This is a genomic window from Roseovarius sp. (assembly GCF_965277045.1).
Taxonomy (GTDB): Bacteria; Pseudomonadota; Alphaproteobacteria; order Rhodobacterales; family Rhodobacteraceae; genus Roseovarius.
Genome location: NZ_OZ255712.1, coordinates 3,550,471 through 3,576,982, shown reverse-complemented (window position 1 = coordinate 3,576,982; position 26,512 = coordinate 3,550,471). Strand labels below are relative to the sequence as shown.

Here is a 26,512-nt window from a genome sequence, read left to right as displayed (position 1 = left end):
ATGCAATGCGCACCAAAGAACGGAGATGGAAATGACCGACTTGCCGGGGATCGTGGTGACAGGCGCTTCGGGGCGCATGGGCCGGATGCTGACCGAAATCGTGAACGCCTCGGACCGGGCAAATCTGGTCGGTGCGCTGGAACGGCCCGGCCATGCCTGGATCGGTCGGGACCTGGGCGAGGCGATGGGCGGCGCGGCAAACGGCGTCACCGTCTCCGACGACCCGCTGGACACCATTTCAAAGGCCCATGCCATCCTGGATTTCACCGCACCGGCGGCCACCGTCGACTTTGCTGCGTTGGCGGCACAGGCCCGCTGCGTGCACGTCATCGGCACCACCGGGTTTGCCGACGAGGACCTTGCCAAGCTGGACGCGGCCGCCCGCCACGCCACGATCATACGCGCCGGGAACATGAGTCTGGGCGTCAACCTGCTCGTGCAGCTGACGAAAAAGGTCGCCGCCGCGCTGGATGACGACTACGACATCGAGGTGATCGAGGCGCATCACAACCAGAAGGTCGATGCGCCCTCGGGCACCGCGCTGATGCTGGGGCAGGCCGCGGCGGACGGGCGCGGCGTGTCGCTCGATCAGGCCGCAGACCGCGGGCGCGACGGCATCACCGGCGCCCGCACGAAGGGCGATATCGGCTTCAGCGCCATTCGCGGCGGCGACATCGTCGGGGAACACGACGTCATGTTCGCCGCGGCGGGCGAACGGATCATCCTGCGCCACGTCGCCTCGGACCGGGCGGTCTTTGCACGTGGCGCCCTCAAGGCCGCGCTGTGGGGCCAGGGCCGCAAGCCGGGGCAATACGACATGCTCGACGTGCTTGGCCTGAAAGAGGACTGACCGGGCCGAAACTGATCCAAATCGGCCGGCGCGCCGTAACAGACAGTGTTTGTTACAGGGAGTTCCGACGATGCGCCTGACTGTTCTTGCGGGTATCGCCGCGCTGTTGAGTGGCCCCGCTGCTGCGGAAAGTTTCGACCAGATCGACGACAGGTCCGAATTCGTTTCGGTCGTCGCCAACAAGAATCTCACCCGCTTGGGTATCACCCTGACGGTCACGCCGTCGGGACAGATCGAAGGCCGGGCCTTCGGTCGACCCGTCACCGGCGCGTGGCAGTGGAAATCGGGCTATTTCTGCCGCGACCTTTATTGGGGTCAGCGCAACCTCGGCGCCAATTGCCAGGCTGTGAGGGTTCAGGGCTCCACCGTCCGCTTCATCTCGGACCAGGGCACAGGCGACTACGCCGATCTGCAACTGCAATAGCGCCAACGGTGCATGGCATCGCTCAGAAGTCGATCGCGATGCCCTTTTTCTCCCAGTCGCCATAGCGCACGGGTTCGGGTCCCTTGCGCCCGCCCAGCTCCTTCGGCAGGGCAAGCGCCTCGGCATCCTTGCGCCGCGCCTCGGCTTCGGCCAGGGCGCGTTGGGCTTCCGGTGGCAGGTCTTTGCGGTCTTCCGACATGGCCGGGCTTCCTTCCTCTTGATGCCACTGATATAGGCCAGCCCTGTTCAAAGGCCAAGGATGACCGATGCCCGCGCCCACCCCCCGCAGCACAGCCGTGGCCCTGCTCGACAAGGTGCTCGGCGACGGCCGCCTTCTGGCCGAACTCACCGCGCCGCTTGCGCGCCTCTCGCCGCCCGACCGCGCCCGGGCGCTGCGGCTGGCCAACGACACGCTGCGCGGCATGGACCGGGCCGACCGCCTGCTGGCGCGGCAATTGCGCAAGACGCCGCAGCTTCACGTGATGAACATCCTGCGCCTCGGCACGGTCGAGCTGTGCATGGGCGGCGACGCCCATGGCGTGGTGGACGAACTGGTGACGCTTGTCGGCACCCATCCGCGCTACAAGCGCCTGCGCGGGCTGGTCAACGCGATCCTGCGCCAGATGGCCGGTGACGCCGGCAAGCCGTGGAAGGACCTGCGCATTCCCCGCCTGCCGAACTGGCTGCGCGATCCGCTGGTGTCGGCCTGGGGCAATGGCGCGGTCTCGGCGATGGAAAAGGCGCATTTCGCCGGCGCCCCGCTCGACCTGACGCTGAAGCCGGGCGAAGACCCCACCGCCTGGGCCGACCGCCTCGGCGGCACGGCGCTGCCCACCGGCTCCGTCCGGATCGGCGACGCGGGCCAGGTCTCGGCCCTGCCCGGTTTCGAGGACGGCCACTGGTGGGTTCAGGATGCCGCCGCCGCCCTGCCCGTGCGCATCCTGGCGCCCCGCCCCGGCGAATTCATTCTCGATCTCTGCGCGGCACCGGGCGGCAAGACCCTGCAACTGGCCGCCGCCGGCGCCCAGGTCACCGCCCTCGACACCTCGGAAAAACGCATGGCCCGCGTCACCGAGAACCTCGACCGTACCGGCCTGTCCGCCACCTGCGTCACGCAGGACGCCTTCGCCTTCACCGAAGGGTCCTTCGACGCCATCCTTGTCGATGCGCCCTGCTCGGCCACCGGCACGATCCGGCGGCATCCCGACCTGCCCCACGCCAAGGACGGCTCCGACTTCGGCGCGCTGATCGAGCAGCAGGCGCGGATGATCGACCACGCCCTGACGCTGCTCGCACCCGGCGGGCGGCTCCTGTTCTGCACCTGCTCGCTGCTGCCCGACGAAGGCGAGGTGCAGGTCGAAGAGGCGTTGGCCCGCCACCCGGGCCTGGCAACCGACACCGCCGCGCTGGACCGCCCCGGCATCGACCCGGCCTGGATCACCGAGGAAGGCGGTCTGCGCCTGCGCCCCGATCACTGGCCCGATCTGGGCGGGATGGACGGCTTTTACATCGCGCTTCTGCGCAAGACCTGATCCTGCGCCCCGCCTTCCTTGCGTGACTTGGTGCGCGCGGCGGCGTATACTGACCCGACAACGCCAGAAAGAGCGTGCCGAGGCTGGGATTCGATGTCGATATCCGATCACGATCTACCGCGCGTGACGCGGTTCCTGAACCGTCTGGAGGCCCGGCGGTCCACGTTCGGCGGCCGTGTCGCGGCGTTCGTGTCGCAACCCGATCCCCGCACCATCGGCAGCTTCGCCCGCGGTCGCCAGCTCTGCGCCGGCAACTTCCTCTTTGCCGGCCACCTCATCCGCGATCCCGACAAGACCCCGTGGGACATTCCGCCCCCCGACCTCGCCTTCTCGCGAGAGGTGCACGGCTTTACCTGGCTCGATGACCTGGCCGCCGCGGGCGACGCCCCGGCGCGGGCCTGCGCGCAGACCTGGCTCTGGCGCTGGATCGAGCTTTACGGACGCGGGCGCGGCCCCGGCTGGCGGCCCGACCTGACCGGACGGCGGATCATCCGCTGGATCAACCACGCGATCTTCCTGCTGTCGGGCCGCACGCAACAGCAATCCGACCTGTTCCTGCGGTCGCTGGCGCAGCAAACCCTGTTCCTGTCCCGCCGCTGGCGCGCCACCACGCCCGGCCTGCCGCGGTTCGAGGCGCTGACCGGCCTTGTCTATGCCGGGCTGTCGCTCGAAGGCATGTCGGCCCGGGTCGCGCCCGCCTCTGCCGCGCTGGCCCGCGAATGCGCCCGCCAGATCGACGAACAGGGCGGCCTGCCCACCCGCAACCCCGAAGAACTGCTCGAGGTCTTCACCCTGCTCACATGGGCCGCCGAAACCCTGACCCAGGCCGGCCAGAACCCCCATCCCGCCCACTGGGCCGCGATCGAGCGCATCAGCCCAACCTTGCGCACCCTGCGCCATTCCGACGGCGGGCTCGCCCGCTTTCACGGCGGCGGGCGAGGGCTCGACGGGCGGCTCGACGCGGCGCTTGCCGCAAGCCAGATCAAGGGCCGCCATGCCAACGGCCTGTCGATGGGCTTTGCGCGGCTCAGCGCGGGGCGCTGTTCGCTGATCATCGACGCCGCACCCCCGCCCGAGGGGCGCGCCTCCGCCGGGGCCCATGCCTCGACCCTCGCGTTCGAACTGACATCGGGGCGCCGTCCGCTGATCGTCAATTGCGGCGCGGGCGCCAGTTTCGGCACCGCGTGGCGCCGTGCCGGCCGCGCCACGCCGTCGCATTCCACCCTCGTGCTGAACGGCCACTCCAGCAGCCGCCTCGGCAAGACCGCACCCAAGCAGGACATGCTGACCGAAGGCCCCACCGAGGTCCCGATCCGGGTCAATCACGCGCCGGACGGCCTGACCTTCGAAGGCGGGCACGACGGCTATGTCAGGGGCTACGGCCTGACCCATGTGCGCAAGCTGGAAATGACCTTCGACGGCCGCGGCATCGCCGGAGAGGACATGCTGCTGGCGCTGACCGCCGCCGACAAGCGCCGCTTCGACCGGGCGCTCGACACGATGAAACTGCAAGGCATCCCGTTCGATATCCGGTTTCACATGCACCCGGACGTGGATGTCTCCATCGACATGGGCGGCGCGGCGGTGTCGATGGCGCTCAAAAGCGGCGAGATCTGGATCTTCCGGGCCGATGGTACCGCCCGCCTGTCGGTGGAATCCAGCGTCTATCTGGACACCAATCGCCTGAAACCGCGTGCGACCAAACAAATCGTTCTATCCGGGCGCGCGATGGAGTATGCGACCCGCACGAGGTGGTCACTGGCCAAGCCGCAGGACTCGCCGATCGGGATGCGCGATCTGGCCGAAGACGGGCGAACGCCAGTGGCCCTCAGCTGAACACGACCCGGAACTGCCACAAGGACTAGCTGCCCCATGACCGATCTCGCCCCCGTGCGCCGCGCGCTTCTTTCCGTATCCGACAAGACCGGGTTGATCGACCTGGGCCGTGCCCTCGCCCAGCGCGGTGTCGAACTGCTGTCGACCGGCGGCAGCGCCAAAACCCTGCGTGAGGCGGGGCTCGACGTAAAGGACGTGGCCGAGGTGACGGGCTTTCCCGAGATGATGGACGGGCGCGTCAAGACCCTGCACCCGATGGTGCATGGCGGCCTTCTGGCGCTGCGCGACAATGACGACCACCTGGCGTCCATGGATCAGCACGGCATCGGCCCCATCGACCTGCTGGTCGTCAACCTCTACCCGTTCGAGGAAACCGTCGCCAAGGGCGCCGGCTACGACACCTGCATCGAGAATATCGACATCGGCGGCCCTGCCATGATCCGCGCCGCTGCCAAGAACCACGCCTTCGTCAACGTCGTGGTCGATGTCGAGGATTACGAGGCGCTCCTGTCCGAGCTGGACGCGCATGACGGCCAGACCACCTATGCCTTCCGCCAGAAACTGGCGCTCAACGCCTATGCCCGCACCGGCGCCTATGATGCCGCCGTCTCGGGCTGGATGGCCAAGGCCCTGGACCAGACCGCCCCGCGCCGCCGCGCGGTGGCCGGAGAGCTTGCGCAAACCCTGCGCTATGGCGAGAACCCGCACCAGGGTGCGGCCTTCTACACCGACGGCTCCGCCCGTCCCGGTGTGGCCACCGCACGGCAGGTGCAGGGCAAGGAACTCAGCTACAACAACATCAACGACACCGACGCCGCGTTCGAACTGGTCAGCGAATTCGCCCCCGCCGACGGACCCGCCTGCGCCATCATCAAGCACGCCAACCCCTGCGGCGTGGCCCGCGCGGACACGTTGAAAGACGCCTACATGCGCGCCTTCGACTGCGACCGCACCTCGGCCTTCGGCGGTATCATCGCCCTGAACCAGCCGCTCGACGGGGCCACCGCCGAAGAGATCGCCGGCATCTTCACCGAGGTGGTGATCGCGCCCGGCGCCGACGACGACGCCAGGGCCGTCTTCGCCGCGAAAAAGAACCTGCGCCTTCTGGTCACCGAAGGGCTTGCCGATCCGGCCGAAGCCGCGCTGATGCTCAAGCAGGTCTCGGGCGGCTACCTCGTGCAGGACAAGGACAGCGGGCAGGTCTCGGCAAGCGACCTCAAGGTCGTGACCAAGCGCGCGCCCTCCGACCGGGAAATGGCCGACATGCTGTTTGCCTGGAAGGTCGCCAAGCACGTGAAATCCAACGCCATCGTCTATGTCAGGGACGGCGCGACCGTCGGCGTCGGCGCGGGCCAGATGAGCCGCGTCGACAGCTGCCGCATCGCCGCCCGCAAGTCCCAGGACATGGCCGCCGAACTGGGCCTTTCCGCGCCGCTGACCCAAGGCAGCGTCGTGGCCTCCGACGCGTTCTTTCCCTTCCCCGACGGCCTGCTGACCGCCGCCGAGGCCGGCGCGACCGCGGTGATCCAGCCGGGCGGCTCGATGCGCGACGACGAGGTGATCGCCGCCGCCGACGAGGCCGGGCTGGCCATGGTCTTGACCGGCATGCGCCATTTCCGGCACTAAGAGCCGAAACAATAAGCGGCCGGCACATGCAAGCGGGCCTTGAAGGAGAGCAGTATGCGCACGGTTGCTTGGGTCGCGGGTCTCATATTCGTGCTCGACCAGATCACCAAATACTGGGTCGTGCAGGTGCTTGACCTCAAGACCGTCCGCTCGATCGAGGTCCTGCCGCCCTACCTGAACCTCGAGATGGCGTGGAACACCGGCATCAATTTCGGCGCCTTCGCCGGCGCCAGCAAGTGGATCTGGATCGCCGTCGCCCTGGTGATCGTGGCCGCGGTGCTGTGGTGGGTCCGGACCGATCCGCAGGGCCGCTGGCAGAAGATCTCGGCGGGCCTTCTGGTGGGCGGCGCGCTCGGCAACGTCATCGACCGGCTGATCTACGGCGCCGTGGCAGATTTCCTGAACATGTCGTGCTGTGGCTTCACCAATCCGACATCTTTCAACGTGGCCGACATCGCGGTTTTCATCGGCGCATTCGGCATGGTAGTCTTCAGCGGCGACAGTAAAAAGGCGGCGTGACGTACCGGTCCGAATACGATAAGGCTGGCGGAACGATGCAGGAGTGGGAAATGAAACGTCCGGCGATAATGGTCATGATCCTTGCGATGGCGCTGTCTGCCTGCGGCTCGCGCAACGGCGACGTCAAGCTGTCGCGGATCAAGAACACGGGCAACGGTCCCGAGGAATTCAACATCGTCCCCGGCAAGCCGCTGCAAGCGCCCGACAGCTACCGCGCCCTGCCGGCGCCCACGCCGGGCGGCACCAACATCACCGATCCGACCCCCCGGGGTGACAGCGTGGCGGCCCTCGGCGGCAATCCCGCCGCGCTCGCGGACACCGGCATCGGCCGCGCCGACGGCGGCCTCGTGAACTATGCAAACCGCTTCGGCAGCGCCCCCGGCATTCGCCAGACCCTCGCGCGCGAGGATGCCGAGGTCCGCAGACAGCGCGGGCGGGTCAACATCCTGAACATCGGTATCAACGACGATTACAACCTCGCCTACAAGCGCCAGTGGCTGGACGCGCGGTCCGAGGCGGCGCGTTTGCGTAGCAGGGGCGTGCCCACACCGTCCTCCCCGCCAGCAAACTCCAGCGACAGACGCCGCTGACCCGCTCACAACAAGGTCAACACCGTTGAAACGCGGCGCGGGCCGCGTATCTTCAGATGAACGCGTTTTCTGACCTCAGGGGGTTCTTCATGCGCAACTGGCTTTCCGGCCTATGCCTTTGTTTTCTCGTCGCGACTCCGGCCTTCGCCGACGACGCGGTAACCACGTTCAGCCTCGACAACGGCATGGATGTCGTGGTGATCGAGGATCACCGCGCCCCGGTCGTGGTCCAGATGGTCTGGTACCGCGCCGGATCCGCCGACGAAAAGCCCGGCGTCTCGGGCGTCGCCCATTTCCTCGAACACCTGCTTTTCAAGGGCACCGAAACCATGGAGCCGGGCGAGTTCTCGGCCACCGTGGCACGCAACGGCGGCTCGGACAACGCGTTCACCAGCTATGACTACACCGCCTATTTCCAGCGTGTCGCCGCCGACCGGCTGGAACTGATGATGAAGATGGAAAGCGACCGCATGGTCAATCTCCAGCTCGACGAGGAAGACATCCTGACAGAACGCGACGTCATCATCGAAGAACGCAACCAGCGCATCGAGAACAACCCCTCCGCGCTCTTCCGCGAACAGCAGGGCGCGGCCCAGTATCTCAATCACCGCTACGGCGTGCCGATCATCGGCTGGCAGCACGAAATGGTCGATCTCTCGCTCGACGACGCGCTGGACTACTACCAAACCTACTACGCCCCGAACAACGCCATCCTCGTCGTCGCCGGCGACGTCGATCCCGGCCAGGTGCGCGATCTTGCCGAGACCTATTACGGCGTGATCCCGGCCAACCCGGATCTGCCCGAGCGCACCCGCGCACAGGAACCGCGCCAGCTTGCCGAACGGCGGATCTACTACCAGGATGCACGGGTCGCGCAGCCGTATCTTCAGCGCTCCTACCTCGCGCCCGAGCGCGACAGCGGCGATCAGGAAAAGGCTGCGGCCCTGACGATCCTGGCCGAGGTTCTGGGCGACGGCACCACCTCGATCCTGAACGAGAAGCTGCAATTCGATTCCCGCGTCGCGGTCTATTCCGGCGCCTATTATGGCGGCCTCTCGCTCGACGACACGACCTTCAACCTGACCGTGGTCCCGGCCCCCGACGTCACCCTCGAAGACGCCGAAAAGGCGATGGACGACGTGATTGCCGGTTTCCTCGAAGACGGGTTTTCCCAGGAACGGCTCGACCGGATCAAGACCCAGATCCGCGCCTCGGAAATCTACGCCCGCGACGACGTCAGCGCGCTCGCCAACCGCTATGGTCGCGGCCTGACCCAGGGGCTGACGGTCGAGGATATCCAGGCCTGGCCCGACATCCTGGAACAGGTCACGGTCGATGACGTCATGGCCGCCGCGCGCGATCTCTTCGCGCAGGACAACAATTCCGTCACGGGATACATCACCGCACAGGAGGTGACTCAATGATCCGCTTGGTTCTTGCCGCGTTCATGCTGTTCGCCGCGCTGCCCGCGCGGGCGGACGTCGACATCCAGGAAATCACCACGCCCGGCGGCATAGACGCGTGGCTGGTCGAGGATCACTCGATCCCCTTCGTCGCGCTGGAGTTGCGGTTTCGTGGCGGCACCTCTCTCGATGCTCCGGGCAAACGGGGCGCCGTCAACCTGATGACCGGCCTTCTCGAGGAAGGCGCCGGCGATCTCGATGCCCGTGCCTTCTCGCGCGCGGCGGACTCCCTTGCCGCGTCGTTTTCCTACGACGCCGGCCCGGATTCGCTTTCGGTGTCGGCCCGCTTCCTGACCGAGAACCGCGACGACTCCATGGCGCTTCTGAAGGACAGCCTTGTCGAGCCGCGCTTCGACGAAGAGGCCATCGAACGGGTCCGCGCGCAGATCCTGTCGATCATCCAGTCCGATCAAAAGGACCCCGAACAGATCGCCCGCGCCCGGTTCGACAGCCTGGTCTACGGGGATCATCCCTATGGCAGCGACGAAAACGGCACCCTCGAAAGCGTCGGCGCCCTCACCCGCGAGGACATCATCGCGGCGCATCAGGCGACCCTGGCCCGCGACCGTCTCTATGTCAGCGCGGTGGGGGACATCGACAGCGAAGAGCTCGCGTCGCTGCTCGACACGCTTCTGTCCGACCTGCCCGAGACCGGAGCGCCCCTGCCCGATGACGCCTCGCTCAACCTGCCCGGCGGAATCAAGGTGGTCGATTACGCGACGCCGCAATCCATCGCCATCTTCGCGCAGCCAGGCCTGGAACGTGAAGACCCCGATTTCTTTCCCGCCTTCGTGCTCAACCACATCCTCGGCGGCGGCGGCTTCGAAAGCCGCCTGATGACCGAGGTGCGCGAAAAGCGCGGGCTGACCTATGGGGTCTATTCCTACCTCGCCGACCGTGACGACGCGCAGGTCTGGATGGGCAGCGTCGCGTCCGCCAACGATCGCGTGGCCCAGGCGGTCGAGGTCATCCAGGCCGAGTGGCAGCGCCTTCGCGAAGAGGGCGTGACCCAGGAGGAACTGGACGACGCCAAGACCTATCTCACCGGCGCCTATCCGCTGCGGTTCGACGGTAATGGCACGATTGCCAACATCGCCGTCGGAATGCAGATGGACGGTCTGGGGACCGAGTATATCGCCAACCGCAACGACAAGGTGAATGCCGTCACGCTCGAAGACGTCAACCGCGTGGCCCGGGAATGGCTCGACCCCGAGGCGCTGACATTCGTGGTCACCGGCCAGCCCGAAGGCCTGACCGACACACTGAACTGAAGCGTCAAGCGCCCCGCGCCGGACCGCGCGGGGCGTTCAGGACCTCGCAATATTTGGGTCGAAGCGCACGGTGCGTTCACCTTTTTCGCCGCCCGTCCGCCGCACCGCGGCGGTGTACGGGGGGTGCACGGGGGGTGCACACGTGTCACCCCCCCTGTTTCCGGGCTTCGCGCCTGCGTTAACCCGCCCGTCCGGTGGTTCAGGGAAACTCTGGATTTGTCCCTTCCGGCGCGCGTCGCCCGCTACGCGTTCCACTGAACGGCGCCGAAACCCTCGATGTCGTAGCCCCCATAGGCCTCCGCCCGCGCCCGGAAGGCATCCGAGGTACAGAAGGTCATAAGCGCCTGAAAAGGCGGCTCAAACCACGCCTTGCGGTCGACCAGCAAAGCGAATTCTTCGTCGATGACAGGCACGAAATCCAGCCCGTAGCTCCGCGCAACCGCTTCCAGCCCGAAGGTCGTATCCGCCGCCCCGCGCCGGACCGCCTCCACGGCCTCATCCTCGGTCCGGGCGACCTCCGCCAGCTCGAGCGCGGCCAGGTCCAGCCCCTCCCCCTCCGCCAGGTACCGAAACAGCGTATCCGTGCCCGATCCCGCCTGCCGCGGAACAAGCCGAAACCCCTCAAGATTTCCAAGTGAATCAGGCACTTGCTCTCCGGCCCGGACCACCAGTCCACGCCGCCGAACGGCGAACCGCACAAGGACCGCATTCTGACGCGAGGCCGCTTTCGAGACAGCGGGCACGTTCCAGAGATTGGTGGCGGCATCTAGGATATGCAGGCCCGCCGCGATGCCTTCCCCGGTCGTGAACCGTTCGAGCCCGTCATTAGAGCCGTCATGCAGCGTGGCCAGCCCACAACCCGACTGGCGGATCGCCCAGTCCAGCAAGGGATCGTGACTGCCAAGCACGATGGGCGAGCGCGGCTTGGAAATCTTGCCCTGCCCATCCCCCCCGCCCGACTGCGCCCGAGCGATCCAGGTCCGGATTTCGTTGGCCGGGAACAGCAGCTTGCCGGTCGCGCGCGAACACGGCACCGCGCCCGAAGCTGCAAGGTCATAAACCTTGCGTTCCTTGAGGCGCAGAAGCTCGGCCAGCTCCCTGACGGTCAGGTATTCGTGATCGGGAAGGTCAAGTTCGGCCATGGCACCTGAATAAGGATGTTTGGGCGGCGGGTGCACCACCGCCCCGACATATCTATCAGTTTTCCGGTGCGTTCGGAAAGAACAGTTGCTGGTCGGCCACTTTGTAGGCCGCAATCGCCTCCTGCCCTTCGTCCGAGACCAGCCAGTCGGCAAAGGTCTGCGCGGCGTCCACGTTCACGCTGGGGCATTTCTCGGGGTTGACCGGGATCACCCCGTACTGGTTGAACATGTCCTCGTCACCCTCGACCTGGATCTGGTAGTCCTGCTTGTTGTCAAAGCTGATCCAGGTGGCGCGGTCGGTCATCACGTACGCACCCATGCCGATGCCCGCATTGAGCGTGGCGCCCATGCCCGAGCCGGTCTCGCGGTACCAGTCGCCGCTGGCCGCCGTGGGATCGACGCCGCTGTCGGACCACAGCGCCATTTCCTTCTTGTGGGTGCCGCTGTCATCCCCGCGCGAGGCGAAAAGCGCACCCGCCTCGGCGATCTTGGACATCGCGCCCTGCACGTCATCCATGCCGCCCACGCCCGCCGGGTCACCCTCGGGGCCGACGATGACGAAGTCGTTGTACATCAGGTCCGTGCGCGCAGTGCCGAACCCCGCTTCGACGAATTTTTCCTCGGACGGCTTGGCGTGAACCAGCAGCACGTCGCCATCGCAATTCTCGGCGTTCTTGATCGCCTGGCCGGTGCCAACGGCCACGACGTTCACCTGGATCCCGGTCTTGTCCTGGAAGATCGGCAGCAGGTAGTCGTAAAGGCCCGAGTTTGCCGTCGATGTCGTGGACTGCACGATGATCGACTGATCCTGCGCCCAGGCGCCGCCCGTGAGGGCCAGCACGACAGCGGCCGCACCGAATGATTTCATTTGCATGATGGATACTCCCTTTCGTGAAGTCTTTCAGACGACGATCTCGCCGTTCAGGTAGTCCCGCGCCGCCTTGCTTTGCGGCTCGGGGAAGAAGTCTGCGGCGCGGCTGTGTTCTGCGATGCCGCGACCGCTGAGGAACAGGATATCGTCGGCCATGCGCCGCGCCTGCCCCACGTCATGGGTAACGAAGATGATGCGCACGCCGCGCGCGCTGGCGTCCCGGACGATCTTTTCAATGGCCAAGACCGACGCGGGGTCGAGGCTGGCCGTGGGCTCATCGAGGAACAGCACTTCAGGATCCGCCGCCAGCGCGCGGGCCAGCGCCAGTCGCTGCGCCTCGCCCCCCGACAGGAGGCGCGCCGGCTGATGGGCCTTGTGGGCCAGCCCGACGTGATCGAGAAGGGCCGCGGCCCTCGCGCGGTCCTTGCCACGGACTTTCAGGACGAAATCGACGTTTGCCGCCACCGACCGCCGCAGCAGAACAGGTTTCTGAAAAACCAGCGCCTGTCGCGCGGTGACGTCGCGCGGCCCCTGCCCGCGCCAGTCGATACTGCCCGAGGTCGGGGGAAGCAGCCCGTGCAAGAGCTTCAACAGAAGGCTCTTGCCTGCGCCATTGGGGCCCATGACCATGGTGCAGCCGGAAGGCCCGAGATCAAAACTGACGCCATCGAGCACGGTCGTCTTGCCGAAGCGCAGACCGAGGTTACGCACCGCCAGCGGCAGGATCGCGGCAGGCCGCGCGGACGGGGCCATCTCGCGGCTCAGAGGAAGCGCCGCATCAGACATAGGCTTGCCGAGCCGCGGTCATGCGCACCGATTGCACGGCGGCATTGACGCCCAAGGCAATGACCAAAAGGATGATGCCAAGCGCCAACGCGAGCGCGAGGTCTCCCTTGGAGGTCTCCAGCGCGATGGCGGTGGTCATGACCCGCGTCAGGTGGTCGATATTGCCACCGACGATGATGACCGCGCCCACCTCGGCGACCGCGCGGCCGAACCCGGCCAGCCCCACCGTTAGCAGAGAATACCGCGCATCCCACAATACCGCTTGCACGGTCTGAAACTTGGTCAGGCAAAGCGACCGGAATTGCTCGGCATACTCGGCGTGCAGATCTTCCAGCACCTGTCGTGACAGCGCCGCGACGATCGGGGCGATAAGGATGGTTTGGGCGATGATCATTGCGGTTGGCGTGTAGAGCAGTCCCAGAAAACCAAGCGGACCCGAGCGCGAAAGGTGAAGATAAACAAGCAGGCCGACGACCACCGGCGGAAGCCCCATCAGCGCGTTCATGACAATCAGCACGGCGTTGCGCCCGGGAAAGCGCCCGGTGGCCACCAGCGCTCCGATCGGCAGGCCGATCAGGCAGGCCAGCACGGTGGCCGTCAGGCTTACGCGCAGCGACAACAGAACGATTTCGATCAGATCCCCATCACCCGAGGCGACGAGGTCGAGCGCGAGGCCGAAAGCTTCTCCAATAGACTGCAAAATTTCCCACCTTGCAAATCTTCCGTTCCCTCGCACACTATGCGATCCAACGGACTAAGTTCAAGTACGGCAATGCTTGAAAATAAATTCTACGTTCCGAGGAAAGCTGCTTTGTTTCTTGCGCCTTGCCGGGAACTGCAAAATTTACGGAGGCCGCCATGAGTGGCTCAGACATTCGCCCCGGTGAGACAATCGTGGACCTGCCCGCGGCCGGCGACGCGGCGCTACACTTTATTGGCACGATCCACACGCCCTGGCTGCGGCGCGAGGACTGTCCGCGACAGGGCCGGAGCGACGGGCCACAGTGCCGGATCGAGCTGGATCCAGTCTGGCGCCCAGCCCTGAAAGGGCTGGAAGATTACGAGATGATCGAAGTGCTTTACTGGCTGGACCGCAGCCGCCGCGATCTTGTTTGCCAAAGCCCGCGCAGCGACGGCGCGACCGTCGGAACTTTCGCTTTGCGCTCGCCGGTGCGGCCCAACCCTATCGGCACGTCGCTTGTCCGGTTACTGAGCATCGAAGAAAACACGCTAATCGTGCGTGGCCTGGATTGCCTCGACGGCACGCCGCTGATCGACATCAAGCCTGACCGCTGCGCCTTTACCCCCGTGGCGCCCCCGAAATCCTGAACGATCCTGAAGACGAACAATGGGAAATTCACCATGCGACACGCATTCCTGCTGGCAGCGGCCCTCGGCCTCACGATGAACCAGGCTCAGGCGCAAGACCTCTCGCTTTACGCCGCGGGCAGCTTGAAGGCCGCGCTGTCTGACGTGGCCGCGGACTATGCCGAGACCTACGGCACGCTGGTCACGACCACTTTTGGTCCCTCCGGCCTGATGCGCGAACGGATCGAGGCGGGAGAGACGGCGCACGTCTTCGCCTCTGCCAACATGCGCCACCCCCGGACACTGGAAAGCGCGGGCAAGGGCGGGCCCGTCGCGCTCTTTGCCCGCAATCGCCTTTGCGGTCTGGCGCGGCCCGAGGTGGAGGTGACGTCCGAGACGCTGCTCGACGTCATGCTGGACGAGAACACCCGCCTGGGCACCTCTACGCCCAAGGCCGATCCGTCGGGCGACTACGCGTATCAGCTGTTCGACAAGTCCGGCCATGCCGACGCGCTCAAGGCCAAGGCCCTGCAATTGACCGGCGGGGCCGACAGCGCCACACCGCCCGAGGGGCGCAACACCTATGCCTGGGTACTGGACAGCGACCAGGCCGACCTGTTCCTGACCTATTGCACCAACGCAGTGCTGGCCCGGAAGGAGTTGCCGGACCTGCAGATCGTGCAGGTCCCCGATCCGTTGTCGGTGGGGGCCGATTACGGTCTGATCGTGCTTGATGGCGCCCCACCCGAGGCATCGAAACTCGCGCTGCACATCCTGTCGCCCGCGGGCCAGTCGGTCTTGGCGGAATACGGTTTCGACGCCGCGGCGGTGCCGAAAGGAGAGTGACGTGAGATATCTGCTTCTGCTGCTGATGCTGGTGGCGTTGCCGGTGCAGGCGCGCACGATCACCGACAGCGCCGGGCGGACCGTGGAGATTCCAGACGACGTGACCACCGTGTTTGCCGCCGGGCCACCGGCCGCTATCCTGCTTTACATCATGAAGCCAGAGGCAATGACCGGTTGGCCCCGCGCCCTGCGACCCGAGGAGAGCGCCTATATCGCCGAGCCCTATCGGGACCTGCCCGAGACCGGCCGTCTGACCGGGCGCGGCGGCGAGGCGAACCTGGAGCGCGTGCTGCAGATCGAGCCTGACCTGATCCTCGATTTCGGGTCGGTCCGGGACACCTATATCGACCTTGCGGACCGTGTGCAGGACCAGACCGGCATCCCCTATATCCTGATCGACGGACGGTTCGAGAACACGCCCGCCGCGCTGCGCCTTCTGGGCGAGGCACTGGGCGTACCGGAGCGCGGCGCGGCTTTGGCCAAAGACGTTGAGGCGACGTTTGCCCGGATCGACGCCATTCTCGAAGACGTGCCTGAGGTGGACCGTCCCCGCGTCTACCTGGCCCGTGGTCCCGAGGGGCTGGAGACGGGAATGAAAGGGTCGATCAACACCGAGATCATCGAGCGCGCGGGCGGGCGCAACGTGGCGGACGATGGCGGCGCGACGCGCGGTCTGGTGCAGGCGTCCATGGAACAGGTGATCGTGGCCAACCCGGACACGATCGTGACGTGGGATCCGAACTTTTTTGGCAAGGTCTTCGACGACCCGCTGTGGCAGGGCATAAACGCGGTCGACGCGGGGCGGGTCTACCTGTCGCCTACCGCCCCCTTCGGCTGGATCGACCGGCCGCCATCACTGAACCGGATGATGGGCCTGATATGGATGGCCGGATTGCTCTATCCTGACAGGTGGGAGGGCGATCTGCGCGCAGAGACCCGCGCCTTCTACGAACTCTATTATCATGTCGACCTGAGCGACGAGGAACTTGAAAGGCTGCTGGCATGGGCCGAGGGACGACCGCCGAACTGAAAGGCTCAAGGCCCGGCCTGACCTTGACCGGCGGCCTTGCACTGAGCGTGGCCATGCTTGCCTTCGGCGCGGTCATGATCGGCCCCTATGGCCTGTCTCCGGGCCAGACACTGGCGGCATTGCTGGGGCAAGGAGAGGGCCAGGCCGAGATCGTGGTGTGGAAAATCCGCCTGCCCCGAGTCGGCGCGGCGCTGCTGGTGGGGGCGGCGCTGGCGGCGGCGGGGGCTAGTTACCAGGCGCTGTTCCGCAACCCGCTGGTGTCGCCGGATATCCTGGGCGTGTCCGCCGGTGCCGGGCTTGGTGCGGTTGCCGGGATCTTCCTGTCGCTGCCGGTGGCGGCGATCCAGGCGTCGGCCTTTGTCGGTGGCATGGCGGCGGTGGGCATCGTGACGGTGGTGGCGTCGATGGTGCGTAACACCGACCGGACACTGACGCTGGTGCTGATCGGCGTGGTGATCGGCGCCCTGGCCGGGGCGGCGACGTCGCTGCTCAAGGTCATGGCCGACCCCTATGACCAGTTGCCGGCGATCACCTTCTGGCTTCTGGGCTCGCTCGCCGCGATCACCACAGAGGATATCCTGCCCGCCCTGCCCATGGTGCTGATCGGCCTCGTGCCGCTGGCCCTGCTGCGTTGGCGGATCAACGTCCTCAGCCTCGGCGACGAGGAGGCGCGCGCGCTGGGGGTCGAGGCCGGGCGCACGCGGTTCCTGGTTATTGCCGCCGCCACGCTGATCACCGCCAGCGTCACGGCGCTGGCCGGCGTGGTGGGCTGGGTCGGGCTGGTGATTCCGCATATCGCGCGGATGCTCGTAGGCCCCGGCTTTGGGCGGCTCTTGCCCGCCTCGGTGCTGATCGGCGCGGGATATCTTCTGATCGTGGACACGGCGGCGCGGACGATGGCGCAGGCCGAGGTACCGCTGGGCATCCTGACCGCGGTGATCGGTGCGCCCTTCTTCGTGTGGTTGCTGGCGCGTGGCCGGCGGGGGTGGTCGTGATGCTGGAGGCACGAGACCTTGCCATCGGATACGGAAACGCGCAGGTAGGCGCGGATCTACGCCTGTCGGTTCAGGCCGGAGATATTCTATGCCTGCTTGGCCCCAACGGGTGCGGGAAAACCACACTCTTCCGCACGTTGCTGGGGTTGCTGCCGCCGCTGTCCGGTGAGGTGCGTCTTGGGGACACGCCGATCTCGGCGCAGCGCCGCGCCGAAATTGCCCGGCGCATCGCCTATGTCCCGCAAGCCCATGCCCCACCCTTCCCGTTCGAAGCGCTGGAGGTGGTCCTGATGGGGCGCACCGCGCGGCTGGGGCCGTTTGCGCAACCGGGCAGGGCGGATCGTGATGCGGCACAAAAGGCCATGGATCAACTTGGGGTCGGGGACCTTGCCGCGCGCGATTATTCGCGCCTCTCCGGCGGTCAGCGCCAGCTTGTGCTGATCGCCCGAGCGCTGGCGCAGGACACACCGATGATCGTGATGGACGAACCCACCGCGAGCCTTGATTTCGGGAACCAGGCACAGGTTCTGGCGCGGATCGCAAAGCTGGCGCAAGGCGCGTCGTCCGAGCGGCGCGGGATCATCCTGTCGACCCATGACCCCGACCAGGCCTTTGCGCTCAATGCCCGCGTCCTGCTGATGCACCAAGGCCGAATCATTGCTGACGGCCCGGCCAGCGATGTGCTGACCGCGCACAGCCTCAGCACGGTCTACGGCATCCCCGTGACCGTCGAAACCACCGGGTCAGGCCGAAAGGTCTGCCTGCCGTCCCTTCACCCTCAGTCGGACCCGACGATCACGTCCGACGCCTTGACGATTGCGTAGGCCGTCTTGCCGACCTCAAGCCCCAACTCCTCGACCGACGCATTGGTGATCATCGCTGTCACCATGGTGGCGCCGCCAACGTCGATCTGCACGGTCGCGTTGACCGCGCCCTTGTCGATGGCGGTCACAGTTCCGGCAAGCTTGTTGCGTGCGCTGAGTTTCATGGCTTGTGTCTCCTGTCATCGTGAATTTCGTGCTGAGGATATGAAGCACAATTCCGATCTCAACAACCCCACGCGGGTTTCGCAACGCGGTCAGCATCGGGAGCAGCTGCGATGAGTCCGCGCGCGTCAGACCGGTTTCGCTTTGACCTGCGTGAAGTGAACGGGGCCCTGGGGGATCTCGGCACGCTGCTGCCGCTGACCATCGGGGCCATCGCCCTTGTCGGTCTGTCGGCGACACAGGTGCTGCTGGGCTTCGGCCTCTTCTACATCGCGACCGGCCTGATTTACCGGTTGCCGGTCCCGGTCCAGCCGATGAAGGCTATCGTCGCCGTGGCGCTGGTGGCCGAGATCTCGCCGGCCTCCATCGCGCTCAGCGGAATGCTGATCGGCGTGTCGCTGCTCTTGCTGGGAGGAACGGGCGTCATAGACCGCATCGCGCGCCTGGTGCCGCAATCGGTGCTAACCGGGCTTCAGTTGGGGCTGGGCCTGGGGCTGGCCTGGATATCGCTTGGGCTGATGGCCGGGCAGCCACTCATCGGGCTGGTGTCGCTGGGGCTTGCGGCTGCGGCGTTGCGGCTGGGCACACACGCGGCGTTGATGACGCTGGCCTTCGGCGTGGCGGCGGGCCACTTCGTCGGCCACGAGGCCCTGCCCGATCTGGCTGGCGCTGCGGCTGCGGGCTGGCTGGCGCCGGTTCCAAGCCTGGAAGACATGCGCATCGCCATTACCGACCTCGCCCTGCCGCAACTTGCCCTGACCCTGACCAACGCGGTGATCCTGACCGCGATCGTGGCCCGGGACAGCTATGGCGCGCGCGCCGCACGGGTGACTCCGAAGCGGCTGTGCCTGACCTCGGGTTTCGCCAACCTGGCCTCGTCCCCGTTCGGAGCGCTTCCGATGTGCCACGGAGCCGGGGGTGTCGCGGCGCATCACCGTTTCGGCGCACGCAGCGGCGGCGCGCCGGTGATGCTAGGGGCCGCGCTTTTGGTGGTGGCGCTGCTGCCGCAAGACCTGCGGCACATGGCGTTGCTGGCGATCCCGTCCGCAACACTGGGGGCCTTGTTGCTGGTTGCCGCCGTCGAGCTTGCCGCCAATCGCCGGCTGTTCGACGCCAGGCCGTCGTGCAGACCCGTCATCGCGGTCACCGCCCTAGCGACGTTTCTGGGCAATCCGCTGATCGGGCTGATCCTCGGCACACTTGTCGAGTTGGTTCGGAAAGCCGTTCTTGCCCACCTGTCGGGCCGAAAAGCGGAAGAACCGGAATGACGAAGCCACTGTGTCGGGCCTCGGTTTCGCGAAAGCCTCCTCCGGAAAAAGACCAGTCATTCAAGAAATCTATCAGGGCAGCCTATTTTGATTGGCTTTACCCAAATGATTGACAAGCTGGAAATGTTCATCGCCGTCGCCAGGGAAGGCCATTTCGGTCGTGCGGCCGCCGGTCTGGGCATCACCCAGCCGACCTTGTCGAACGGGATCAAGACGCTGGAGGATCAACTTGGCGTGCAACTGATCTTTCGCGGATCGCGCTTTGGCGGGCTGACGCCGGAAGGCCAGACTGCGCTGGACTGGGCCAGGAAGATCGTCGGCGACACGCGGCAGCTGCGCGAGGAAATGCGGGTCAAGCGCGATGGCTTGTCAGGGCAGTTGCGCATCGCCGTCATTCCGACGGCCCTGACGGTGGCGGCTCGGCTGTGTCAGCGCTTCAATGCCAGGCATCCGAAGGTTCACTTCACCATATTGTCGCGCACGTCGATCGAGATCATGTCGATGCTCGACAACCTCGAGGTCGATGCGGGCATTTCCTATCTCGACAACGAACCGATGGGGCGGGTCAGCACCGAGCCGCTCTACGAAGAGCGGTACATGCTCGTGTGCGGCAACGACTCCTCTTTCGCGAACCGGCCCCAAGTGATGTGGGAGGAACTGGCGGGTGAAAAGCTCTGTCTTCTGACCCCGGACATGCAGAACCGCCGGATCATCAACAGGAATTTCTCTGCCGCCAACGTCTCGCCAGAGACATGCATCGAATCAAACTCAACGATCGTCCTGGTGGCCAATGTCGAATTCGGCGGGTACCTGACCGTGCTGCCCGAGGAACTGGCGCGCTTCCTCGTGGCGGGAAAGCCGCTGACTGTCGTGCCGCTGACAGGTCGCGAGCCGTCACACGCGGTCGGCCTCGTGGCCCCTTACCGAGAGCCGCATACCCCTGTTCTGGAAGCCCTTCTGCGGACCGCGAGGAAACTGTCGAAAGCGGATTGATAGCCTATCCCTATCGGTCGACCGATCTGCGATATTGTTGTCGGCCCGCACCTTCTGTCTGCTTGATGCAATTGGACGCAGGAGGTCAGCCCATGCAATCAGCCGCCCCCACACCCACCGAAGACGAGATCGCTGCGCTTATCGAGGCGAATGCCGATCTGGAAGGTCCGTTGCTGCCGATACTGCACGCGTTGCAGGAGAGCTTCGGGCACATTCCGCGGACCGCCATGCAGATGATCGCGGATCGGCTCAACATCACCAAGGCCGAGTTGCACGGTGTCATCAGCTTCTACCACGATTTTCGCGAGGCCCCTGCCGGCAAGCATGTTCTGAAGATCTGCCGCGCCGAGGCCTGCCAGGCGATGGGCGGCAACGCGCTGGCAGAAGAGACGCTGGCAAAGCTGGGGCTGGACTGGCACGGCACCACGATCAACGGCGCGGTCACGGTCGAGCCGGTCTATTGCCTTGGCCTCTGCGCCTGCGGTCCGGCCGCGATGCTGGACGACCGATGCGTGGGCCATGTGGACCGCAGCCGCATGGATGCGCTGCTGTCGGAGGCGGGCGCATGAAGATCTATGTTCCCATGGATAGCGCCGCCAAGGCGCTTGGCGCCGACGAGGTTGTCGCCGCCCTGAAACAAGCCGCACCCGAGGCGCAGATCATCCGCACCGGAACCCGTGGCATGATCTGGTTGGAACCGCTTGTCGAGGTCGAGATCGAGGGCATCCGCCACGGCTTTGGCCCCGCGACGCCGCAGGACGCGGCGGCCATTCTCGATGGCAGCAGCGCCAAGGCGCTCGGCCCGGTGGATGACCTCGACTGGATGAAGCGCCAGACCCGGCTGACCTTTGCCCGCGTCGGTGTGATCGACCCGCTGTCGCTGGACGACTATGAGGCGCATGGTGGCCTTGCCGGGCTGAAACGTGCCCTTTCGATGACCGCCCAGCAGATCGTGGACGAGGTCAAGACCTCCGGCCTGCGTGGCCGCGGTGGCGCGGGATTTCCGACCGGGATCAAGTGGCAGACCGTGCACGACGCGGACGCGCCGCAGAAATACATCGTCTGCAATGCCGACGAAGGCGACAGCGGCACCTTCGCCGACCGCATGATCATGGAGGGCGACCCCTTCACCCTGATCGAGGGCATGGCCATCGCCGGACTGGGGGTCGGGGCCACCAAAGGGTATGTCTATCTGCGATCCGAGTATCCCGATGCCATCGCGGTGATGACCCGCGCGGTCGAGATCGCCCGCGCCGAGGGCATCCTCGGTGAAAATATCCTCGGGTCGCCACACAAATTTGACATGGAAATCCGTAAGGGCGCAGGCGCCTATGTCTGCGGCGAGGAAACCTCGCTGCTGAACTCGCTAGAAGGCAAGCGCGGCGTCGTCCGCGCCAAGCCGCCGCTTCCGGCGCTCGAAGGGTTCCTGAGCCGGCCCACCGTGGTCAACAACGTCATCAGCGTGGCCACCGTGCCGGTGATCTTCGAGAAAGGCGCCGAGCATCACGCCAGCTTCGGCATCGGCAAATCGCGCGGCACCATCACGCTTCAGATCGCGGGGAACGTCGCGCGCGGCGGCCTGTTCGAGACCGGCTTCGGCGTGACCCTGGGCGAGGTGATCGACGATCTTGCCGGCGGTACCGCCACCGGCCGCCCGTTCAAGGCGGTCCAGGTCGGCGGGCCGCTGGGCGCCTACATGCCGCGGTCGAAATTCGACGCGCCGATGGGATACGAGGAATTCGGCGCCGAGGGCGGGCTCATTGGCCATGCCGGCCTGGTGGTCTTCGACGATACCGCCGACATGCTGGGAATGGCGCGCTTCGCAATGGAATTCTGCGCCGTGGAAAGCTGCGGCAAGTGTACCCCCTGCAGGATCGGCGCGGTGCGCGGCGTGGAAACCATCGACCGCATCGCGCGCGGCGACGCCGACGCCGACGCCGTGACCATCCTCACCGATCTTTGCGAGACCATGACCGACGGGTCGCTCTGCGCACTGGGCGGCTTCACGCCCTATCCGGTCATGTCCGCTCTCACCCACTTCCCGGAAGAATTCTCGACCACGAAGGAGGCCGCAGAATGAAAGACCTGATCATTCCCAACGACCGCGACATGGGCACCCCCGCCAAGACGGGCGAGCCCGTGACCCTGACCATCGACGGATTCGAGGTGACCGTGCCCGAAGGCACCAGCGTGATGCGCGCGGCGGCCGAGGCGGGCATCCAGGTGCCCAAGCTTTGTGCCACCGACAGCCTTGACGCGTTCGGTTCCTGCCGCCTCTGCGTGGTCGAGATCGAAGGCCGGCGCGGCACGCCCGCCTCCTGCACCACGCCCGTCGCCCCCGGCATGGCCGTGCACACCCAATCGAAGAAAGTGCGCAAGATCCGCACCGGGGTGATGGAGCTTTATATCTCCGACCACCCGCTCGATTGCCTGACATGCTCGGCCAATGGCGATTGCGAGCTTCAGGACATGGCCGGCGCCGTGGGCCTGCGCGATCAACGCTACGAGGCCGGGCGCAACCACTACGACGCCAAGGGCGGTACGCTGGCGCAGGGCGATACCCGTGCCCGCGCGCCAGAGGGCGACAAAGGCAATCCCGAGTATATCCCGGCCGACACCTCGAACCCCTATTTCAGCTATGATCCCAGCAAGTGCATCGTCTGCAACCGCTGCGTCCGCGCCTGCGAAGAGGTTCAGGGCACCTTTGCCCTGACGATCGAAGGGCGCGGCTTTGAGTCCCGTGTCAGCGCGGGCACCGCCGAGGACGATTTCCTCGCCTCGGACTGCGTCAGCTGCGGCGCATGCGTGCAGGCCTGCCCCACCGCGACGCTTCAGGAGAAATCGGTGATCGAGATGGGCACGCCCAACCGCTCGGTCGTGACCACCTGCGCCTATTGCGGCGTCGGCTGCTCCTTCAAGGCCGAGATGCAGGGCGACGAACTGGTCCGCATGGTGCCCTACAAGCACGGCAAGGCGAACCGGGGCCATTCCTGCGTCAAGGGACGCTTTGCCTATGGCTATGCCCATCACAACGACCGCATCCTGAAACCGATGATCCGCGACCGGGTGGACGAGCCCTGGCGCGAGGTCAGCTGGGACGAGGCGCTTAATTTTGCCGCAACCAAGATGCTGGGGCTGCAAGAGACCTATGGCAAGAAATCCATCGGCGTCATCACCTCCAGCCGCTGCACGAACGAGGAAACCTACCTGGTGCAGAAACTGGCGCGCTCGGTCTTCGGCAACAACAACACCGATACCTGCGCTCGTGTCTGCCACTCGCCCACCGGCTACGGGCTGGGCCAGACCTTCGGCACCTCCGCCGGCACACAGGATTTCGACAGCGTCGAAGACACCGACGTGATCATCGTCATCGGCGCCAACCCGACCGACGGCCACCCCGTCTTTGCCAGCCGCATGAAAAAGCGCCTGCGCCAAGGTGCGAAACTTGTCGTCATCGACCCTCGCCGGATCGACCTGGTGAAGTCGGCTCATATCGAGGCCGCGCATCACCTGCCCCTGCGCCCCGGCACCAACGTCGCCGTGGTCACGGCACTGGCGCATGTGATCGTGACCGAGGGGATGATGAACGAGGACTTCATTCGCAGCCGCTGCGACTGGGAAGAGTTCCAGGAATACGCGGCCTTCGTGTCGGACCCGCGCCACAGCCCCGAGGCGACCGCGCTGCTGACCGGCGTCGATCCGCAGGAGTTGCGCGCCGCGGCGCATCTCTATGCCACGGGCGGCAACGGCTCGATCTACTACGGCCTCGGCGTGACCGAGCACAGCCAGGGGTCGACCACCGTGATGGGAATCGCCAACCTCGCCATGCTGACCGGCAACCTTGGCCGGCGCGGCGTGGGCGTAAACCCGCTGCGCGGGCAGAACAATGTGCAGGGCGCCTGCGACATGGGCTCGTTCCCGCACGAACTGCCGGGCTATCGCCACGTCAAGAACGCCGATGTGCGCGAGATGTTCGAGGCGCTCTGGGGCACCGAGATCGACCCCGAGCCGGGCCTGCGTATCCCCAACATGCTGGACTGCGCTGTCGACGGCACCTTCAAGGGCCTCTACTGCCAGGGCGAGGATATCCTGCAATCGGACCCTGATACAAAGCATGTCGCGGCGGGCCTTGCGGCGATGGAATGCGTCATCGTGCACGACCTCTTCCTGAACGAGACGGCCAACTACGCGCATGTCTTCCTGCCCGGCTCCACCTTCCTGGAAAAGGAAGGCACCTTCACCAATGCCGAGCGCCGCATCAACCGCGTGCGAGAGGTGATGAAACCGCTGAACGGCTATGCCGACTGGGAAGTGACTCAGCTGCTGGCCAACGCGATGCTGAAGAAATCCGGGCGTGCGGAATGGACCTATACCCATCCCGCCCGCATCATGGAGGAGATCGCAGCCACCACGCCCTCTTTCGCCGGAGTGGATTACGCACTGCTGGAAACCAGGGGCAGCGTGCAATGGCCCTGCAACGAGGAGCACCCCGAGGGCACGCCGCTGATGCACGTGGACAGCTTCATGCGTGGCAAGGGCAAGTTCATCATCACCGAGTACGTGGCGACGGACGAAAAGACCGGCCCGCGCTTCCCGCTTTTGCTGACAACCGGGCGCATCCTGTCGCAATACAACGTCGGCGCCCAGACGCGGCGCACGGACAACACCATCTGGCACGAGGCCGACGTGCTGGAAATCCACCCCCACGACGCCGAGAACCGGGGCGTGAACGAGGGTGACTGGGTCAAGCTGGCCAGCCGCTCGGGCGAGACGGCGCTGCGCGCCACGATCACCGACAGGGTCAGCCCCGGCGTGGTCTACACCACCTTCCACCACCCCGACACGCAGGCAAACGTCATCACCACGGATTTCTCGGACTGGGCCACGAACTGTCCTGAATTCAAGGTGACGGCGGTGCAGGTCAGCCCCTCGAACGGGCCGACCGACTGGCAGGAAGACTACGCGGCTCAGGCCGCGCAGGCCCGCCGCATCCTTCCGGCGGCGGAATGATGGCCTTGGGTTTTTCTCCCTCGCAAAGCCACTCGGGATTATCCGTTCAGGCAGAGGGCGCGCGCAGGGTCAGCCGCGCCCTCCCCGAGGAACTTCCCGTGGCGCTGGTCTTCGACGGCTCGACCCAGGCGGTGATGATGGCCACACCCGGCGATATCGAGGATTTCGCCCATGGCTTTGCCGTGACCGAGGGGATCGTGACCGACCCTGCCCAGATCGAAAGCTTCGAGATCGCGGAACACGACCGGGGCATCGAGGCCCGGTTCTGGCTGCGCGCCGACCGGCGCGAGGCGCTGGCGGCACGCCGCCGGTTCATGGCCGGGCCGGTGGGCTGCGGGCTGTGCGGCATCGACTCGCTGGATCAGGCGGTGCGCGACGTGCCAAGCGTGGCGCAAGTTGGCCCAACTTTCAGCCGTGACGACATCGCCCATGCCGCCGACGCGCTGTCCAATATCCAGCCCCTGCACCGCCACACCCGCGCGACCCATGCGGCGGGCTTCGTCCTGCCGGGCAAGGGCGTTGTCATGGCGCGCGAGGACGTAGGCCGCCACAACGCGCTCGACAAGCTGATCGGAGCGCTGTGGCGGGCGGGGCGCGACCCGGGCTTCGGCGCTTTCGTCATGACCAGCCGCCTTTCGGTCGAGCTGGTGCAGAAATGCGCTATGGCCGGCTGCGGCACACTTGTCGCCGTCTCCGCCCCCACCGCCCATGCCCTGCGCCTCGCCGACCCGGCGGGCATCACGCTGGCCGCCTTTGCCCGCGGCGGCGGTTTCGACCTGTATTCCAACCCGCACCGCATTCCCCACGAGGTTTCCGATGTCGCCTGACAAACTGGTCATGATGGCCAACCAGATCGCCACGTTCTTCAAGTCCCAACCCGGCAACGACCATGCCGAGCGCGTCGCGAACCACCTGCAGGATTTCTGGGACCCGAGGATGCGTCGCCAATTCTGCGACTACGTGCAAAACGGCGGCGAGAACGTCGATGATATCGCGAGAAAGGCAGCAGGACTGATCACTTGAGGCGATCCGAGGATTTCTCACCGGCCTCGGGCGAAGAGCGCGGCGGTTTATTCTGAAGAGCTTCGGCGCAGTGGGCTACATAAAGCATTTCGCTTTTCGCTGACGGATCAGGTACAAGGCGAAACGCTTTAGCTTGCTCTTGC

Annotated in this window: 27 protein-coding genes; 21 read left to right on the top strand and 6 right to left on the bottom strand. The window is 66.0% G+C overall.

All coding sequences use genetic code 11. The features are described 5' to 3' along the window. The first annotated feature begins 31 nt into the window (after positions 1–31). On the top strand, positions 32–850 hold the full coding sequence (gene dapB, locus ACQY4V_RS17825; RefSeq protein WP_428513984.1) for a 4-hydroxy-tetrahydrodipicolinate reductase: 819 nt from the start codon (positions 32–34) through the stop codon (positions 848–850). A 70-nt stretch (positions 851–920) separates the two neighbouring features. After that, positions 921–1,274: a dihydrodipicolinate reductase gene (locus ACQY4V_RS17820; RefSeq protein ID WP_152490731.1), complete on the top strand. Its 354-nt coding sequence runs from the start codon at positions 921–923 to the stop codon at positions 1,272–1,274. Between the two features lie 22 nt (positions 1,275–1,296). Here ACQY4V_RS17820 and ACQY4V_RS17815 read toward each other — a convergent pair whose 3' ends face one another. After that, the gene (locus ACQY4V_RS17815) at positions 1,297–1,473 is read right to left on the bottom strand and encodes a DUF1674 domain-containing protein (RefSeq protein ID WP_152496909.1); all 177 of its coding nucleotides are present in this window, start codon (positions 1,471–1,473) and stop codon (positions 1,297–1,299) included. Between the two features lie 67 nt (positions 1,474–1,540). On the opposite strand from ACQY4V_RS17815, the gene ACQY4V_RS17810 reads away from it, so the two are divergent. From ACQY4V_RS17810 to ACQY4V_RS17780, 7 genes are all read left to right on the top strand, one after another. Beyond that, entirely contained in the window at positions 1,541–2,806 is a 1,266-nt protein-coding gene (locus ACQY4V_RS17810) for an RsmB/NOP family class I SAM-dependent RNA methyltransferase (protein WP_428513982.1), read from the top strand. A 93-nt stretch (positions 2,807–2,899) separates the two neighbouring features. Beyond that, on the top strand, positions 2,900–4,642 hold the full coding sequence (locus tag ACQY4V_RS17805; RefSeq protein WP_428513980.1) for a heparinase II/III family protein: 1,743 nt from the start codon (positions 2,900–2,902) through the stop codon (positions 4,640–4,642). Between the two features lie 36 nt (positions 4,643–4,678). Beyond that, positions 4,679–6,268, top strand: coding sequence for a bifunctional phosphoribosylaminoimidazolecarboxamide formyltransferase/IMP cyclohydrolase (gene purH / locus ACQY4V_RS17800; protein WP_428513978.1), 1,590 nt, complete (start codon positions 4,679–4,681; stop codon positions 6,266–6,268). 54 nt (positions 6,269–6,322) lie between these two features. Beyond that, positions 6,323–6,787, top strand: coding sequence for a signal peptidase II (lspA, locus tag ACQY4V_RS17795; protein WP_428513976.1), 465 nt, complete (start codon positions 6,323–6,325; stop codon positions 6,785–6,787). Then, a complete protein-coding gene (locus ACQY4V_RS17790; protein WP_428513974.1) occupies positions 6,784–7,377 on the top strand; it encodes a DUF3035 domain-containing protein in 594 nt (197 codons plus the stop codon). The genes lspA and ACQY4V_RS17790 overlap by 4 nt, the downstream gene beginning before the upstream one ends. An 89-nt stretch (positions 7,378–7,466) precedes the next feature. Continuing rightward, positions 7,467–8,801 carry a M16 family metallopeptidase gene (locus ACQY4V_RS17785; RefSeq protein WP_428513972.1) on the top strand — a complete coding sequence of 445 codons (1,335 nt, stop codon included), beginning with the start codon at positions 7,467–7,469 and terminating at the stop codon, positions 8,799–8,801. Beyond that, positions 8,798–10,111 carry a M16 family metallopeptidase gene (locus ACQY4V_RS17780; RefSeq protein ID WP_428513970.1) on the top strand — a complete coding sequence of 438 codons (1,314 nt, stop codon included), beginning with the start codon at positions 8,798–8,800 and terminating at the stop codon, positions 10,109–10,111. Before ACQY4V_RS17785 ends, ACQY4V_RS17780 begins: the two co-directional genes overlap by 4 nt. 242 nt (positions 10,112–10,353) lie before the next feature. Here the strand turns inward: ACQY4V_RS17780 and ACQY4V_RS17775 are convergent, their stop codons facing one another. The 4 genes from ACQY4V_RS17775 to ACQY4V_RS17760 are packed head-to-tail and all read right to left on the bottom strand — an operon-like array spanning position 10,354 to position 13,610. Further along, positions 10,354–11,253: a substrate-binding domain-containing protein gene (locus ACQY4V_RS17775; protein ID WP_428513968.1), complete on the bottom strand. Its 900-nt coding sequence runs from the start codon at positions 11,251–11,253 to the stop codon at positions 10,354–10,356. Positions 11,254–11,308: 55 nt separating this feature from the next. Next, on the bottom strand, positions 11,309–12,127 hold the full coding sequence (locus ACQY4V_RS17770) for a substrate-binding domain-containing protein (protein ID WP_428513966.1): 819 nt from the start codon (positions 12,125–12,127) through the stop codon (positions 11,309–11,311). A gap of 27 nt (positions 12,128–12,154) precedes the next feature. Further along, a complete protein-coding gene (locus ACQY4V_RS17765) occupies positions 12,155–12,910 on the bottom strand; it encodes an ATP-binding cassette domain-containing protein (protein ID WP_428513964.1) in 756 nt (251 codons plus the stop codon). Next, positions 12,903–13,610, bottom strand: a complete 708-nt coding sequence (locus tag ACQY4V_RS17760; protein WP_428513962.1) for an ABC transporter permease — start codon at positions 13,608–13,610, stop codon at positions 12,903–12,905. Before ACQY4V_RS17760 ends, ACQY4V_RS17765 begins: the two co-directional genes overlap by 8 nt. 158 nt (positions 13,611–13,768) lie before the next feature. Here ACQY4V_RS17760 and tsaA point away from each other — a divergent pair, with 158 nt between their 5' ends. From tsaA to ACQY4V_RS17735, 5 genes are read left to right on the top strand one after another with little or no spacing between them, the layout of a single operon-like run. Next, positions 13,769–14,239, top strand: coding sequence for a tRNA (N6-threonylcarbamoyladenosine(37)-N6)-methyltransferase TrmO (tsaA, locus tag ACQY4V_RS17755; protein WP_428513960.1), 471 nt, complete (start codon positions 13,769–13,771; stop codon positions 14,237–14,239). A gap of 33 nt (positions 14,240–14,272) precedes the next feature. Continuing rightward, the gene (locus ACQY4V_RS17750) at positions 14,273–15,064 is read left to right on the top strand and encodes a molybdate ABC transporter substrate-binding protein (protein ID WP_428513958.1); all 792 of its coding nucleotides are present in this window, start codon (positions 14,273–14,275) and stop codon (positions 15,062–15,064) included. 1 nt (position 15,065) lies between these two features. After that, entirely contained in the window at positions 15,066–16,094 is a 1,029-nt protein-coding gene (locus ACQY4V_RS17745) for an iron ABC transporter substrate-binding protein (RefSeq protein WP_428513956.1), read from the top strand. Continuing rightward, entirely contained in the window at positions 16,067–17,089 is a 1,023-nt protein-coding gene (locus ACQY4V_RS17740) for a FecCD family ABC transporter permease (protein WP_428513954.1), read from the top strand. The genes ACQY4V_RS17745 and ACQY4V_RS17740 overlap by 28 nt, the downstream gene beginning before the upstream one ends. After that, on the top strand, positions 17,089–17,913 hold the full coding sequence (locus ACQY4V_RS17735) for an ABC transporter ATP-binding protein (protein WP_428513952.1): 825 nt from the start codon (positions 17,089–17,091) through the stop codon (positions 17,911–17,913). Before ACQY4V_RS17740 ends, ACQY4V_RS17735 begins: the two co-directional genes overlap by 1 nt. Here the strand turns inward: ACQY4V_RS17735 and ACQY4V_RS17730 are convergent. Then, positions 17,868–18,077 (bottom strand): TOBE domain-containing protein, encoded by a 210-nt coding sequence (locus ACQY4V_RS17730; protein ID WP_152490713.1) that lies wholly within the window; start codon positions 18,075–18,077, stop codon positions 17,868–17,870. The two genes, ACQY4V_RS17735 and ACQY4V_RS17730, sit on opposite strands and share 46 nt — an antisense overlap. Positions 18,078–18,188: 111 nt before the next feature. Here ACQY4V_RS17730 and ACQY4V_RS17725 point away from each other — a divergent pair, with 111 nt between their 5' ends. From ACQY4V_RS17725 to ACQY4V_RS17695, 7 genes are all read left to right on the top strand, one after another. Beyond that, positions 18,189–19,343 (top strand): putative sulfate/molybdate transporter, encoded by a 1,155-nt coding sequence (locus ACQY4V_RS17725; protein ID WP_428513949.1) that lies wholly within the window; start codon positions 18,189–18,191, stop codon positions 19,341–19,343. Positions 19,344–19,448: 105 nt separating this feature from the next. Next, positions 19,449–20,336 (top strand): LysR family transcriptional regulator, encoded by an 888-nt coding sequence (locus tag ACQY4V_RS17720; RefSeq protein WP_428513947.1) that lies wholly within the window; start codon positions 19,449–19,451, stop codon positions 20,334–20,336. Positions 20,337–20,428: 92 nt separating this feature from the next. Then, positions 20,429–20,905, top strand: a complete 477-nt coding sequence (locus ACQY4V_RS17715) for a formate dehydrogenase subunit gamma (protein WP_428513945.1) — start codon at positions 20,429–20,431, stop codon at positions 20,903–20,905. Next, positions 20,902–22,416, top strand: a complete 1,515-nt coding sequence (locus tag ACQY4V_RS17710) for a formate dehydrogenase beta subunit (RefSeq protein WP_428513943.1) — start codon at positions 20,902–20,904, stop codon at positions 22,414–22,416. Before ACQY4V_RS17715 ends, ACQY4V_RS17710 begins: the two co-directional genes overlap by 4 nt. Beyond that, positions 22,413–25,346: a formate dehydrogenase subunit alpha gene (fdhF, locus tag ACQY4V_RS17705; protein ID WP_428513941.1), complete on the top strand. Its 2,934-nt coding sequence runs from the start codon at positions 22,413–22,415 to the stop codon at positions 25,344–25,346. Before ACQY4V_RS17710 ends, fdhF begins: the two co-directional genes overlap by 4 nt. After that, entirely contained in the window at positions 25,343–26,173 is an 831-nt protein-coding gene (fdhD, locus tag ACQY4V_RS17700; protein WP_428513939.1) for a formate dehydrogenase accessory sulfurtransferase FdhD, read from the top strand. The genes fdhF and fdhD overlap by 4 nt, the downstream gene beginning before the upstream one ends. After that, complete coding sequence (locus ACQY4V_RS17695; RefSeq protein ID WP_152490706.1) at positions 26,163–26,369, top strand: formate dehydrogenase subunit delta; 207 nt, start codon at positions 26,163–26,165, stop codon at positions 26,367–26,369. The genes fdhD and ACQY4V_RS17695 overlap by 11 nt, the downstream gene beginning before the upstream one ends. The last annotated feature ends 143 nt before the right edge of the window (positions 26,370–26,512 follow it).